Consider the following 13,192-nt stretch of genomic DNA (forward strand, 5'->3'; position numbering starts at 1 on the left):
CCCGGCGTTTCATCTGTTTCATGAGCCAGCTCAAGAGGCTGGCGGCACGATCAGCTGCGATAGTCGGCGTTGATCGTCACGTAGTCGTGCGACAGGTCGCATGTCCACACCGTGGTCTTGGCTTCGCCACGGTTCAGGCCCACGCGAATCGTGATTTCGCTTTGTTTCATCACGCGCTGGCCGTCTTCTTCCTTGTACTCGGGGCGGCGACCACCCTTGGTGACGACATGGACGTCATCCAGGTGCAAGTCGATCAGGCTCTGATCCAGATCGTCGATGCCCGCATAACCCACGGCTGCCAGGATGCGGCCCAAGTTGGGGTCGCTGGCGAAGAACGCGGTCTTCACCAAGGGTGAGTGAGCAATGGCGTAAGCGGCTTGCGCGCACTCGGCTTCATGGCGGCCACCTTCCACGGTGATGGAAATGAACTTGGTGGCGCCTTCACCGTCGCGCACGATGGCTTGCGCCAGCTTTTGCGAGACTTCGATGATGGCGGCACGCAAGGCTTGACCGTCTGCGCTGGACAGATCGGTGATTTCGGCGTGCTGCGCCTGACGAGTCGCCATCAACACAAACGAATCGTTGGTCGAGGTGTCACCGTCAATGGTGATGCGGTTGAACGAGGCGTTGGCCGCATCGGTCACCAGGCCTTGCAGCAGGCCGGGCGCCACGTTGGCGTCGGTGGCCACATAGCCCAGCATGGTCGCCATATTGGGTTTGATCATGCCGGCACCCTTGCTGATGCCGGTGATGGTCACGGTCTGGCCACCCAGGGTGATCTGCTTGGAATAACCCTTGGGCAGGGTGTCCGTGGTCATGATGCCTTCGGCAGCCACGGCCCAGTTGTCTTCCTTCAGGTCGGCCAGGGCGCCGGGCAGGCCCGCTTCAATGCGGTCCACCGGCAGCGTTTCCATGATCACGCCGGTCGAGAAGGGCAGGATCTGCTCGGGGGATACGCTCAGCAGGCGGGCCAGTGCGATGGTGGTGGCGCGGGCGCGCACCAGACCATCTTCGCCGGTGCCAGCGTTGGCATTGCCGGTGTTGATGACCAGCGCACGGATTTCGTTGCCGGCCGACAGTCGCTCACGGCACAGTTGCACGGGGGCGGCGCAGAAGCGGTTCTTGGTGAACACGCCAGCCACAGCCGAACCTTCGGCCAAGGTGATGACGGTCAGGTCACGGCGGTTGGCCTTGCGCACGCCGGCCATGGTGATGCCAAGCTGGACGCCCGGAACGGGGTGCAGATCGGCAGGGTTGGGGGCAGTCAGATTGACGGGCATGAATTCAAACTCCAAAGACGGTCAGGCCAGCTTGCCGTGGCAGTTCTTGTACTTCTCGCCGCTGCCGCAGGGGCACGGGTCGTTGCGGCCCACGCGGGGTACTTCGGCGGCCACAGTGGCCGGGTCGGTTTCCGACACGGCTTCACCGTCTTCGTTGGGGTGGGTGTACGTGACGTTCGAGATGCTTTCGCCCTGGTGCTCAATGGCTTGTGCAGCGGCTTCGGCTTCTTCGCGGGTCTGGATGCGCACGGTCAACAGCACGCGGCTGACGTCCATCTTGACGGTGTCCAGCAGCTGACCAAACAGCTCGAACGCTTCGCGCTTGTACTCTTGCTTGGGGTTCTTCTGGGCGTAGCCGCGCAGGTGAATGCCCTGGCGCAGGTAGTCCAGCGCAGCCAGGTGCTCACGCCAGTGGCTGTCGATGTGCTGCAGCAGCACCATGCGCTCAAAGCCGGCAAATTGCTCGGGCCCCACGATCTCGACCTTGGCAGCGTAAGCGGCCTCACCGGCTTGCAGCACGCGCTGCAGCACGTCTTCGTCGTCCGCCGAGGTGGCGGTGCTGACCCAGCTCACCAGGTCCACGTTCACTTGCCATTCTTCACGCAGCACCTTTTCCAGCGTGGGCAGATCCCACTGCTCTTCCAGGCTTTCGGCGGGCACGAAGGTGCGCACGACATCGGTCAGGGCACCCTTGCGCAGGTTGGCGATGGCCTCGGCCACATCCGCGCTGTCCAGAATCTCGTTGCGTTGCTGGTAGATGACCTTGCGCTGGTCGTTCGACACGTCGTCGTACTCCAGCAGTTGCTTGCGCATGTCGAAGTTGTGGCCTTCCACCTTGCGTTGCGCTGATTCGATCGAACGGGTCACGATGCCTGCTTCGATGGCTTCGCCCTCGGGCATCTTCAGGCGGTCCATGATGGCGCGCACGCGGTCGCCCGCGAAGATGCGCATCAGCGGATCGTCCAGCGACAGGTAGAAGCGCGAAGAACCGGGGTCACCCTGACGGCCCGCACGACCACGCAACTGGTTGTCGATGCGGCGAGATTCGTGGCGCTCGGTGGCGATGATGCGCAGGCCACCCAGCTCCTTCACCTTGGCGTTGAGCTCGACCTGTTCCTTGCGCAGCGCGTCGATCTTGGCGGCCTTGGCGGCTTCGTCCAGCGACTCGTCGGCCTCGATCAGAGCGATGTCCTTCTCGACGTTGCCACCCAGCACGATGTCGGTCCCACGGCCGGCCATGTTGGTGGCAATGGTGATCATGCCGGGGCGACCGGCCTGCGCCACGATGTCGGCTTCGCGGGCGTGTTGCTTGGCGTTCAGCACCTGATGTGGCAGGCCTTCGCGGGTCAGCATCTGGGCGATCAACTCGGAGTTTTCGATCGAGGTGGTGCCCACCAGGGTCGGCTGGCCGCGCTCGTGACACTCGCGGATGTCGGCCACGATGGCGGCGAACTTTTCCTTCGAGGTCTTGTAGACCAGATCCAGTTGATCTTTACGGGCCAGGATGCGGTTGGGCGGGATCACCACGGTTTCCAAGCCGTAGATTTCCTGGAATTCGTAGGCTTCCGTGTCAGCCGTACCGGTCATGCCGGACAGCTTGTTGTACATGCGGAAGTAGTTCTGGAAGGTGATCGAGGCCAGGGTCTGGTTCTCAGCCTGGATGTGCACGCCTTCCTTGGCTTCCACGGCCTGGTGCAGGCCATCCGACCAGCGGCGACCCGACATCAGGCGGCCCGTGAACTCGTCCACGATGACCACTTCACCGTTCTGAACCACGTAGTGCTGGTCCTTGTTGAACAGGTGGTGTGCGCGCAGGGCGGCGTACAGGTGGTGCATCAGCGAGATGTTGCCGGCGTCGTACAGCGACGCGCCTTCTGGCAGCAGGCCGGCGGCCGTCAGCAGTTGCTCGGCCTTCTCGTGGCCGGCTTCGGTCAGGAAGACCTGGCGAGATTTCTCGTCAGCCGTGAAGTCACCGGGTTCGATGATGCCTTCGCCGGTCTTGGGGTCTTCTTCACCGATCTGCTTCTTCAGGTGAGGCACCACGGTGTTGATGCGGATGTACATCTCGGTGTGGTCTTCTGCCTGACCCGAGATGATCAGTGGCGTACGGGCTTCGTCGATCAGGATCGAGTCCACTTCGTCCACGATGGCGTAGTTCAGGCCACGCTGCACGCGGTCTTCGACTTCGTAGACCATGTTGTCACGCAGGTAGTCGAAGCCGTATTCGTTGTTCGTGCCGTAGGTGATGTCAGCGGCGTAAGCGGCTTGCTTCTGCTCACGGGGCATCTGGGGCAGGTTGATGCCCACGCTCAGGCCCAGGAAGGTGTAGAGCTTGCCCATCCACTCGGCATCGCGGCGAGCGAGGTAGTCGTTCACCGTCACCAGGTGCACGCCCTTGCCGGTCAGGGCATTGAGGTACACGGGCAGGGTGGCTGTCAGGGTCTTGCCTTCGCCGGTGCGCATTTCGGCGATCTTGCCGTTGTGCAGGGACATGCCGCCCAGCAATTGCACGTCGAAGTGGCGCATCTTGAAGACGCGCTTCGAGCCTTCGCGCACCACGGCAAAAGCCTCAGGCAACAGGTTGTCGAGCGATTCGCCGTTGGCGACGCGCTGCTTGAATTCTTCGGTCTTGGCGCGCAGCTGGTCGTCGCTCAGGGACTCGAAAGTGGGCTCCAGCGCGTTGATCTTGGCCACCGTCCGACGGTATTCCTTCAGCAGGCGTTCGTTACGGCTACCAAAAATCGAAGTAAGAAGCTTGGGCAACATGGAGCAATCAATCCAATCGGTCGTTTGTGTCAGCCCCTTGGCTGACCCTGGTTGTCAGGGACTAACCCCCATTCAACCTGAACAGAAAAGTGTAGCACCCAGGGGTGTCGCTTCTGCGACGCGCGCACACCGCAGGGCAGGGGGGCTTTCCCCCGCCCACAACGGTTCTGACACCTCAATGTGAGGCCTGTTTGGTGGGGATCAAGGTGCTCAGTGCGCAGCACAAGGCAGCCATCGCCACCACGACCACGGCGCCAGAGGGCCAATCCGCCACGGCCGACACGCTCAGCCCTAGCGCATAGCTCAGCGCCCCGACGCCCCATGCCAGTGGCAACTGCCACCGCACGGGCGCATGACGCACAGCCAGCGTGGGCATGATCAGGCTGCTGAATACCAGGTAGACCCCGACCAGTTGCACGGATGCTGTCACCGCTACCGCAAACAACATGTAGAAGCCGGCCTGCCCCAGCCAGCGCCGAGCGCCAAACCACAGTGTCAGCACGATGGCCGCCAGCAAGGCCTGGGGTTGTAGTTGCTCGGGCGTGACCCACAAGATCTGTCCCACCAGCAGGTCTTTCAGGTGCTCGCCACCATGAGGATTGCCCGCCAGCAGCAAGATGCCGGCGCTGGATGCCACCACAAACAGGGCGCCAATCAAGGCTTCCTGAATGTCGGGCCAGCGCCGCTCCATCCAGGTGAGGATGCCCGCGCCCAGCAAGGCCGCAGACACCGCAGCGGCCTGTACGGCCCAGCCCTGGGGCTCCCACCCCAGCACATCCGCCAGGATGACGCCCAGTCCGGCCATCTGCGCCACCGCCAGGTCAATGAACACAATGCCTTTTTGCAGCACCCGTTGCCCCAAGGGGACGTGCGTGCTCAACACCAGCAAGCCAGCGACCAGGGCGGGGCCCACGATGGACCAGTCCACGGTATGCGTCATCCTAATGCTCCTTAGTGTGCGGCCTTCAGCAGTTGATCAATGGTGTCGTCAAACAGACCAAAGAGGTCTTTTGCACGTTCACTGCCGCCCACGGTGAAGGGCAGAACCACCACTGGAACATGGCTGCGCTCCGCCAGCCATTGCGAACTGCGGCCGTCGTTGTACGCGGCGCGGACCACGGCCTTGGCCGGCTGCTGCTGCAACAACTTGATCACACTGGACAAGTGCGCACTGCTGGGCTCCACGCCGGGCAAAGGCTCCAGTGCGGTGACTTCTTTCAGCCCCAGCCAGTTTTCCAGATAAGGGAAGCCTTTGTGCTGGACCACGATGGGCAGGCCCTTGAGCGGGGCTGCCTTCGCATTCCATTGCTGCATGGCCTGCGTCCAGCGAACGTTGAAGTCGTTCAGGCGCTTTTGATAGAGCGACGCCTGGGCTGCATCGACCTCAGTCAGTCGCTTCCCCAAGGCTTGGGCCACGGCCGCGATGTTGCGCGGGTCGGTCTGGATGTGCGGGTTGCCGGCCGCGTGCACATCGCCATCGGCGCGATCCAGTCGGCTGGGGACATCCAGCATCTTGACCGAGCGTGCGGCCTCAAAGAAGCCCGGCTTGCCCGGTTGCACGTTCGGGTTGCCGGATTGGCGCAGCAGCACGGGTAGCCATCCGGCCTCCAGCTCGGCGCCGGTGCACACCAGCAGGTCGGCATTGCGCACGGCGGCCATCAGGCTGGGGCGCGCCTGGACCATGTGGGGGTCTTGCAAGGCGTTGGTGGCGGTGTAGATCGTGGCTTGTTCGCCAGCCAATTCGCGTGTCAGTGCGGCCCACTCGGGTTCGCATGCAAAGACCTTCAGTGCCCAACCGGGGCTGGCGCAGGCCAGCAGGGCGCAGCCGGCCACGAGCGTGCGGGCCAGGGCGCCATGTGAAGTGTGATGGTTCATTTGCAAACTCCTCAGAAGGCGTGTGCACCGTGTGCACCCAGGTTCATCTGGTATTGCAGGAACACCTGGGTGTCCTTGCCGTCCTGACGTACGCGGTCGTCGTTGACCTGAATGCGCCAGCGGTGGAATTCACTGGGGGACCAGTCCAGCATCAGGCTGTTTCGACGAGGGCGTGCATCGAGGTTGCTCAGGCGGTCGGCCAGTGCGCCAAAGCTCACCGAGCCTGTGTCCAGTTGCTCGGTCCGCAGCCCGACACGCCAGCGCGGCATGAACTGGTAGACACCCTGCACATACCAGCCCGACTGAGTGGACTGGTAGGCGCCGGTGCTGGCATCGGCCACATCGGTCAGATCGCCCGATTCGACACGGCGGAAGTACTCGCCTTGCAGCTTGAAGTTGGTGGACTGGGCATTGCCGTTCGGCGCCCATTTCCACACACCGTCCAGTACCCAAAGCCGACTGTTGCCTTGGAAGGTGCGCGCAGCCTCGCCGGTGTCTGTCAGATCCCAGGTGCGGTCCTTGGCGCGGGTCTGCATCCACGATGCGCCTGCGCGCCAACTGTTGCTCAGTCCAATGTCGCCACCGGTATGGACGCTGACCAGCAGTGCCCCCAACCCGTTTTGCCCGGCATGGGCGCCCGGGAAGTTGCCACCCTGGCCTGCCTCCATGCCCAATTCAATGAACTGCTCAGTTGGCAGCAGCCACTTGGCTTGCAGACCTTCTTGCTTGAACTGCCCGCCCAAAAAGGCCTGATGGGTCAGCGGCGCATCGACAAAGTCCCAAGTGTGGGTGTGCTGCTCGTTCAGGTAGCCCAGACCGGCATAGAACCGGCCACCTTTGAGCGTCAAACCAGCCGGCAAGGCCGTGCTTTGGATGTACGCCTCTTCCACCTCGACTTCGTTTTCACCCGTCACGGCCAGGGTCAAGGCGCCAAATGCCAGGCTGTCGATGTTGGCACTGAAGTTCAGCTCCGACTCACCCAGCGTGAAACCTCGCTGTCCGGGGCCCACTTCACCGCCGCTGGGCGCAAAGCCCGGGATCGACCAAGTGCTGGGGTCTTTGGACAAATTGGCATAGGCGCCACTCAGCACCAGGCCAATGGCCGGGTTGAAAGCATTGTTGCCTTGGCGGCTGCCTGTCGGCTCGGGCGCGGGCTCTGGTGACGGGGCGGGTGCAGAAGCCACCGTTTGAGCCTGGCTCTGTGCTTGTGCCAGCTTGTCTTCGAGTGCTTTGATGCGGGTTTCGTAGTCTTGGCGCAGCGCGTCGATTTGTTGACGGAGTTGCGCAAGGGTGGGGTCGGTGGCTGACCATGCGGGCAGGCTGACGCCCACGGCCAAAGCCAGTGCAGAGAGTTTTTTCATGATGAGACAAATCATTACCAGCCGGGCACGCAGACAAAGTGCCAGCCGGTCGTTGCAAAAAAAGCGAACGGGAATCAGATTTGTCGAAGGGGTGGGGCGCGGGCCCAGTAAGCGGTTCGGACTTCGCCATCGGCCAGGACGATGCGGGGTGCATCCGGTGCGGCATGGGTGGTTGCCAACATGCGCAGCACCGGCACATGAGGCGTGCTCAGGTGGTCGGCGGCATGGTGGGCGACACATTCACAGCAGATCGTGTGCGCGGCGTGCGCATCGTCATTGGCGGCGTGCTGCAAGGCATGGCGCAGCCCGGCCTGTTGCATGAGCAACAGCACCATCGCCAGTAACAGGGACTGGCCTATCCGCATCCACGAACGACCTTGCATGGTGCTAGTCTACTGTGGTGACAATATGCCCTTGCAACTCTCGGTAATTACGCAGTGTCCCGTCCCCGCATCACGACCAGCATTTCCTTCAAGCCCATGGTGCCTGACGTGCCCCAGGTCGCCAAGGTCATGTCGCGTTCGAATGCGCTGTCGGGGCTGATGCAGCGCTTGCGTTTGTCGCAAGACTGCCTGGCTGCCATTCGCGTGGTGCTGCCACCGGCCATGGCACCCTACGTCAGCGCCGGGCCGGTCGATGAAGAGGGGTGGACCTTGTTGGCCGCCAATTCGGCCGTGTCCGCCAAGCTGCGGCAACTTCAGCCTCGGTTGATGGAGGCTTTGGTGCGCAAGGGGATCAAGGTCAACACGATCCGCGTGCGCATCCAAAATCAGTGACGGCTTGGCGTTGACCTTCTCCGGGTCAAGCCAACACCGGTGGCACCAAAGCAGCCAATGCCTGGCGCTGTGTGACGGCCTTGCCTTGCAATGCAAAGCCCAGCAGCGGTTCAGATTGACCTTCAGGCGCAAAGTGCGCTTCCAAGGCGTCGTCGGTGCGGGTGACCGTCCAGGTGCCTTCAGCCCCCGCGGGCGGCGGGCACACCACCGTGGGGCAAGCAGGGGTCTTCACCACCACAGGCATGGCTGGGTAGCTGACCGCTGTCGGCTTGCCTGCCAGGGTTGCAGCCAAGGCGCGAGCCTGTTGCATCAGCGGCATCACATACGGTTGCAGCGTGCCATCGACCTCGGCGCAGTCACCCACGGCGTAAACGTGCGGGGCGCTGGTGGCCAAGTGTCGGTTCACGGTTATCCCGCGCCCCGTTTGAATGCCTGCGGCGGCGGCCAGTGTCGTGCGGGACTTGAGGCCAATGGCAGACAAGACCAGATCGGTGTCCACCGTGCTGCCGTCGCTCAGGCTCACGGTCAGGCCTTGCGCACCGCGCGCAACCGAAGCCACGCTCACCCCAAAGCGGAAGCAGGCTCCGCCCGCCACCAGCTTGTCTTGCAAGCGTTCGCTACCCTCTGGGGGCAGCAGTCGTGCCAGCGCTCGCTCAGCCAGGTCAATCACCGTGGGTTGAACCTCGCGTGCCAACAAATCGTTGGCAAACTCGCACCCAATCAGGCCTGCGCCCAAAATGGCCACGCGCTTGACCGGCGTGCCGGCGGGGCCTGCATCCAGCGCCTGCGCAAAACGCGCAAAGTCATTCAGGTCGTTCACCGACAGCACGGTGTCGGCGGCATCGCCCGTCAGTGGCAAGCGAATCGGGTCGGCCCCCAATGCCAGCACCAAGTCACGGTAAGGCAGCACTTCACCCGTCGACAAGGTCAGCGTCTGTGCAGCTGTGTTCAGGGCGTCCACCGACACCTGGGCCACGATACGGGCCTTGATCTCGTCAGCCATCTTCTCGGCTGATTTCATGACCAGCGAGGCCGCGGTCTTCTTGCCAGCCAGTGCGTTGGACAGCATGGGCTTGGAATAAAAGCCCGCCTCGTCACGGCTGATGAGCACGATGGGCACTTCGGCGTCGGCTTTGCGCAGCTCGCGCGCCACGTTGTAGCCCGCCAGTCCGGAACCGATGATGACGACAGCTTCGGTCATGGCGTTCAAATCTCCACCATTTCGAAGTCGGCCTTACCCACGCCACAGTCGGGGCAGACCCAGTCAGCCGGCACGTCTTCCCACTTGGTGCCAGCCGGGATGCCATCTTGCGGCCAACCTTGAGATTCGTCGTAGATGAAGCCGCAAACGATGCACTGATAGGTTTTCATGACATTCCTTAAAACTCGGGCCGCATTCTGGCTCAGATGCCCGGTCGGGCATGGCATTGCGGACGCCAAAAGGTATTTTTTGGCGCCAACCTTACGTCAGTCTTACGGTAACGCGCCCAGAGTGTTGGAAAGTCATATGCACCACCAAAGTGCATGATTACGACCCCTACAATGAACGGATCTCATTTGATGAATTAAGGCGCCATGATTCAGCCTCGCCTGCCTCGTATTAGCCGTTTCCTGCTGCTTTTGGCATCAGTCGCTATCGCAATACAACCTGTAGGGGCTCAGACGCTGTCTGCTCTGGGGGGGGGTGCACAAGCCTTGGACGATGAACGTCCCTCTGGCTTGGCCATGCCCACTGCTGCAGCTGGCAAATTGAGCAGTGAGTTCGGCGCCAGTTCATTGCCTGTCATCAGGCAGGTTCAGCAAGCCGAAGAGCGCACGAATGTTGCGCCCACCCAGGCAGATGCCAGAGCGCTCAAGCCGCTCCCGCCCAATGACTTCCAGAAGTTTGTGCTGGAGTCGTCGGGGCAAGCACTGCCCTTGTTTGGCTCGGGATTTTTCAACCAGATCGGTAGCACCTATGCACCACAGGCCAATGCGCCCGTGTCGCCGGACTATCGCGTGGGGCCAGGCGACGAGTTGCAGATTCGTGGCTGGGGCTCGGTTGACATCGACGTACGTGCCGTGGTGGACCGAAACGGGGCTATTCACATTCCCCGCGTCGGGACGGTCAATCTGGCTGGTGTTCGCAGTGCGCAGGTTGAAGACGTTGTCAAAGCGGCGGTAGGCAAGTACTACCGTGACTTTCAACTCAGCGTCACCATGGGCCAGTTGCGTGGCATCACCGTGTACGTGGTGGGGCAAGCGCGAAAGCCGGGGTCTTACAACCTCAGCAGCCAATCGACCTTGGTGTCGGCGCTGTTTGCCAGCGGTGGCCCTAACCAGAACGGCAGCATGCGCCATGTTCAGGTCAAGCGTGCCGACAAGCTTGTTACCGAGCTTGACTTGTATGCGTTCATTGCCAAGGGCGAGAAGGGCAATGACATCAAACTTCAAGATGGCGACACCATCGTCATTCCCGCAGCAAAGGGCTATGTGGCCCTGAGCGGCAAGGTCTCTACGCCAGCCGTTTACGAACTCAGCGGTGCAGGTGACACCATTGGTGGTGTGCTGGCGCTGGCCGGTGGCTTGCCTGTGGTGGCCGATCCGAAGCGCGCGCAACTGGAGCGCATTGACCCCCTCAAGAAGCCGGCCCGTAGCGTCGATGTCTTTGCACTCGACAGCATTGGCCTTGGGAAAACCTTGAAAAGTGGGGACTTGCTCACCGTCTCCTCACTGGTGCCCGAGTTTGGTAACGCGGTGACGCTGCGTGGCAACGTGGCCCAGCCCACACGCACGCCCTGGCGCGACGGCATGACCGTACGTGATCTGATTCCCAACAAAGCCGTGCTGATGTCGCGCGCGTCGGTGAAGCGACAAAACGATGTCCTGCTGAGTGATGACGACAAGCGCCGTGCCGGCAGTCGCATGTTCATCGACGGCGCTGGTGCGGACGACGAGAAGGCCGCCGTCATTGACCAAGACACCTTGGCTCGTGATATTGGTCGCCTGGTTGATGAGGTCAACCTTGAATATGCTGTGGTTGAGCGAGTGGATTCGGCCAATGTGTCGGTGAAGCTCTTGCCTTTCAACCTGGGCAAGGCATTGGAGAACGAAAAGAGCCCTGACAACTTGCCGCTGCAGCCTGGTGATGTGGTGACAGTGTTCTCGGTGAACGATGTGCGCGTGCCTCAAGCCAAGCGCCAGGTGTTCGTGCGAGTGGAGGGCGAAGTCATGCGCCCAGGCATTTATCAAATGACGCCTGGCGAAACCATGGCGAACCTGCTGGACAAAGCTGGCGGGCTGACACCTGATGCCTATGTATATGGCGCAGCCTTCTTCCGAGACGAAGTGCGGCGCGCACAAACTGCCAACCTGGAGCAACTGGTGAAGCGCATGGAAGCCCAAACACAAACGCGTTTGAGCACCAGCGCGGCCAGCGTGTCCAGCTCAGACAGTGCGGGCACCGCCCAATTGCGGATGCAAGCAGAGGCGCAGGCGCAAAAGCAAGCCATTGACCGACTGCGTAACCTGCAGCCCACAGGTCGAATCATGCTCGGCTTGTCGCCCAGCTTGAACCAAGAGCAAAAGCTGCCAACCCTGAGGCTGGAAAGCATGGATCGCCTGGTGATCCCGGCACGCCCGGATTTTGTCTATGTGCTGGGGGCCGTGAATACCGAATCGTCTTTGATCTGGAAGTCGGGCCTCACGGTGCAGGACTACCTGAATCAATCAGGCCTGACGAGCGGTGCTGACCAAGACGAGATTTTTGTGATTCGCGCGGATGGCAGTGTGCTGTCCAACAACACAAACAGCTGGTTCTCAACCGTGAAGCGGAGTGAGGTGATGCCTGGTGATGTGATTGTTTTGCCTGAGAAGACAGATCACGAGAGTGCGTGGAGCGTGTTTACAAGGAATGCGAAAGACATCACTCAAATCATTTACCAAATGGGCTTGGGTGCGGCGGCGATCAAGACGATTAGGAACTGAACATGAGTCTCCAAACCTCGCTGAATCAAACCGCAGCGTCCAGCAATTCGGGAGATGACTTGCTGTTCGTAAAGATTGCTCAGGTCCTTTTTCGGAAGGTGCCATTTAGTCTAATTATTGCGGCAATTGGTGCGTTGATTACTTATTGGGGCACGTCGTTCATCCCGCCTACATACGTTGGCCGAACATTGTTGCTACCTCCTCAGTCATCGCAATCTGGCGCCGCGGCGGCGATGCAGTCACTTGGCGCAGCAGCAGGGGTATCGTTGCCGAATGCAGGTAGAAATATGGCGGACCTGTATGCGTCTCTTCTTTGGTCATTTCGGATTACAAATCGAGTTATCGATCAATTTGATCTGAAGAGCGTGTACGGCGAGTCGTCGAGAGATGAAGTCAGGAAAAGATTGCAAGCTGCATTGAAAGTCGAAGTGGGGAAGAAAGACGGACTGATTCTTCTGACTGTCGAGGATCGGGATCCGAATCGAGCCGCCGATCTGGCTAACGGCTACGTGCAGCAACTTAAAAAGCTGACATCAGAGTTGGCTCTAACCGAGGCGCAGCAGCGGCGCGTTCTGTTTGAAAACCAGCTTCGACAGGCTAAGGAGAATTTGGGTGGGGCCCAGCGTGCGCTCGAGCAAAGCGGCATCAACGTGGGAGTTCTGAAAACTGAACCCAAAGCGCTGGCTGATACCTATGCCTCCTTGAAGGCAAGAGTAACCGATGCCAAGGTTCGGCTGCAGTATATGAGGTCATATCTAACGGAGCAATCTGCAGAATACAAGGCTGCTCAAGCTCAGCTAGATTTTTTGCAAAGTGATTTGAAACGGTTGGAAAGTTCAGGGCAGTCTGGTGCCGCGAGTGGCTATGTTGATAAGTACAGAGAGTACAAATATTACGAAAATCTATTTGAGTTGTTTGCGAAGCAGTTAGAGTTAGCCCGCCTGGATGAGGCTAAGGAGGGTGCAGTCATTCAGGTGGTGGACGTTGCAACCCCTCCGGAGCGTGCGGACAGGCCTCGTCGTGCATATATCGCGGCGTTTGGCTTTCTGCTGGTATTTGTGATCTCGTTGATATTTTATTTGTGGCCCTTTATAAAAACCAAGTTTGCCGTGTTCAAAGTTTTGGGTGATGTGTGGGAATCTGGTGCCAGTCGTGCTTGAAGTGGTTT

The 13,192-nt window shown here is 60.7% G+C and carries 11 protein-coding genes; 3 read left to right on the forward strand and 8 right to left on the reverse strand.

Annotation, left to right across the window (positions count from 1 at the left end; all coding sequences use genetic code 11):
- Positions 1-50 precede the first annotated feature (50 nt).
- The 6 genes from argJ to ACOYNB_RS05840 all read right to left on the reverse strand — a co-directional run bounded on the left by argJ (position 51) and on the right by ACOYNB_RS05840 (position 7,665).
- Positions 51-1,280, reverse strand: a complete 1,230-nt coding sequence (argJ, locus tag ACOYNB_RS05815; protein WP_422838186.1) for a bifunctional glutamate N-acetyltransferase/amino-acid acetyltransferase ArgJ — start codon at positions 1,278-1,280, stop codon at positions 51-53.
- A 21-nt stretch (positions 1,281-1,301) separates the two neighbouring features.
- Positions 1,302-4,046, reverse strand: coding sequence for a preprotein translocase subunit SecA (gene secA / locus ACOYNB_RS05820; RefSeq protein ID WP_422838187.1), 2,745 nt, complete (start codon positions 4,044-4,046; stop codon positions 1,302-1,304).
- A gap of 175 nt (positions 4,047-4,221) precedes the next feature.
- Positions 4,222-4,986, reverse strand: a complete 765-nt coding sequence (locus ACOYNB_RS05825) for a metal ABC transporter permease (protein ID WP_422838188.1) — start codon at positions 4,984-4,986, stop codon at positions 4,222-4,224.
- A gap of 11 nt (positions 4,987-4,997) precedes the next feature.
- Positions 4,998-5,921 (reverse strand): metal ABC transporter substrate-binding protein, encoded by a 924-nt coding sequence (locus tag ACOYNB_RS05830; protein WP_422838189.1) that lies wholly within the window; start codon positions 5,919-5,921, stop codon positions 4,998-5,000.
- 11 nt (positions 5,922-5,932) lie between these two features.
- Positions 5,933-7,282, reverse strand: coding sequence for a hypothetical protein (locus ACOYNB_RS05835; RefSeq protein WP_422838190.1), 1,350 nt, complete (start codon positions 7,280-7,282; stop codon positions 5,933-5,935).
- Between the two features lie 74 nt (positions 7,283-7,356).
- Positions 7,357-7,665, reverse strand: coding sequence for a hypothetical protein (locus tag ACOYNB_RS05840; protein ID WP_422838191.1), 309 nt, complete (start codon positions 7,663-7,665; stop codon positions 7,357-7,359).
- A gap of 54 nt (positions 7,666-7,719) precedes the next feature.
- Between ACOYNB_RS05840 and ACOYNB_RS05845 the strand changes: the two genes are divergently transcribed.
- Positions 7,720-8,058 (forward strand): hypothetical protein, encoded by a 339-nt coding sequence (locus ACOYNB_RS05845; protein ID WP_422838192.1) that lies wholly within the window; start codon positions 7,720-7,722, stop codon positions 8,056-8,058.
- A 25-nt stretch (positions 8,059-8,083) separates the two neighbouring features.
- Here ACOYNB_RS05845 and ACOYNB_RS05850 read toward each other — a convergent pair whose 3' ends face one another.
- Both ACOYNB_RS05850 and ACOYNB_RS05855 read right to left on the reverse strand, forming a co-directional pair.
- Positions 8,084-9,259: an NAD(P)/FAD-dependent oxidoreductase gene (locus ACOYNB_RS05850; RefSeq protein ID WP_422838193.1), complete on the reverse strand. Its 1,176-nt coding sequence runs from the start codon at positions 9,257-9,259 to the stop codon at positions 8,084-8,086.
- A gap of 5 nt (positions 9,260-9,264) precedes the next feature.
- A complete protein-coding gene (locus ACOYNB_RS05855) occupies positions 9,265-9,429 on the reverse strand; it encodes a rubredoxin (protein WP_420817189.1) in 165 nt (54 codons plus the stop codon).
- Between the two features lie 204 nt (positions 9,430-9,633).
- Between ACOYNB_RS05855 and ACOYNB_RS05860 the strand changes: the two genes are divergently transcribed.
- Positions 9,634-12,024: an SLBB domain-containing protein gene (locus ACOYNB_RS05860; RefSeq protein ID WP_422838194.1), complete on the forward strand. Its 2,391-nt coding sequence runs from the start codon at positions 9,634-9,636 to the stop codon at positions 12,022-12,024.
- Positions 12,025-12,026: 2 nt separating this feature from the next.
- Positions 12,027-13,184, forward strand: coding sequence for a lipopolysaccharide biosynthesis protein (locus ACOYNB_RS05865; protein WP_422838195.1), 1,158 nt, complete (start codon positions 12,027-12,029; stop codon positions 13,182-13,184).
- Positions 13,185-13,192 lie beyond the last annotated feature (8 nt).

The organism is Aquabacterium sp. (assembly GCF_049317225.1).
Taxonomy (GTDB): Bacteria; Pseudomonadota; Gammaproteobacteria; order Burkholderiales; family Burkholderiaceae_C; genus Aquabacterium.

Excerpts from the sequence above, each read along its gene's own strand:
- ACOYNB_RS05830 (WP_422838189.1), bottom strand. The coding sequence starts at position 5,921 with ATGAACCATCACACTTCACATGGCGCCCTGGCCCGCACGCTCGTGGCC.
- ACOYNB_RS05865 (WP_422838195.1), top strand. The coding sequence starts at position 12,027 with ATGAGTCTCCAAACCTCGCTGAATCAAACCGCAGCGTCCAGCAATTCG.
- ACOYNB_RS05860 (WP_422838194.1), top strand. The coding sequence starts at position 9,634 with ATGATTCAGCCTCGCCTGCCTCGTATTAGCCGTTTCCTGCTGCTTTTG.
- argJ (WP_422838186.1), bottom strand. The coding sequence starts at position 1,280 with ATGCCCGTCAATCTGACTGCCCCCAACCCTGCCGATCTGCACCCCGTT.
- secA (WP_422838187.1), bottom strand. The coding sequence starts at position 4,046 with ATGTTGCCCAAGCTTCTTACTTCGATTTTTGGTAGCCGTAACGAACGC.
- ACOYNB_RS05835 (WP_422838190.1), bottom strand. The coding sequence starts at position 7,282 with ATGAAAAAACTCTCTGCACTGGCTTTGGCCGTGGGCGTCAGCCTGCCC.
- ACOYNB_RS05855 (WP_420817189.1), bottom strand. The coding sequence starts at position 9,429 with ATGAAAACCTATCAGTGCATCGTTTGCGGCTTCATCTACGACGAATCT.
- ACOYNB_RS05850 (WP_422838193.1), bottom strand. The coding sequence starts at position 9,259 with ATGACCGAAGCTGTCGTCATCATCGGTTCCGGACTGGCGGGCTACAAC.
- ACOYNB_RS05840 (WP_422838191.1), bottom strand. The coding sequence starts at position 7,665 with ATGCAAGGTCGTTCGTGGATGCGGATAGGCCAGTCCCTGTTACTGGCG.
- ACOYNB_RS05825 (WP_422838188.1), bottom strand. The coding sequence starts at position 4,986 with ATGACGCATACCGTGGACTGGTCCATCGTGGGCCCCGCCCTGGTCGCT.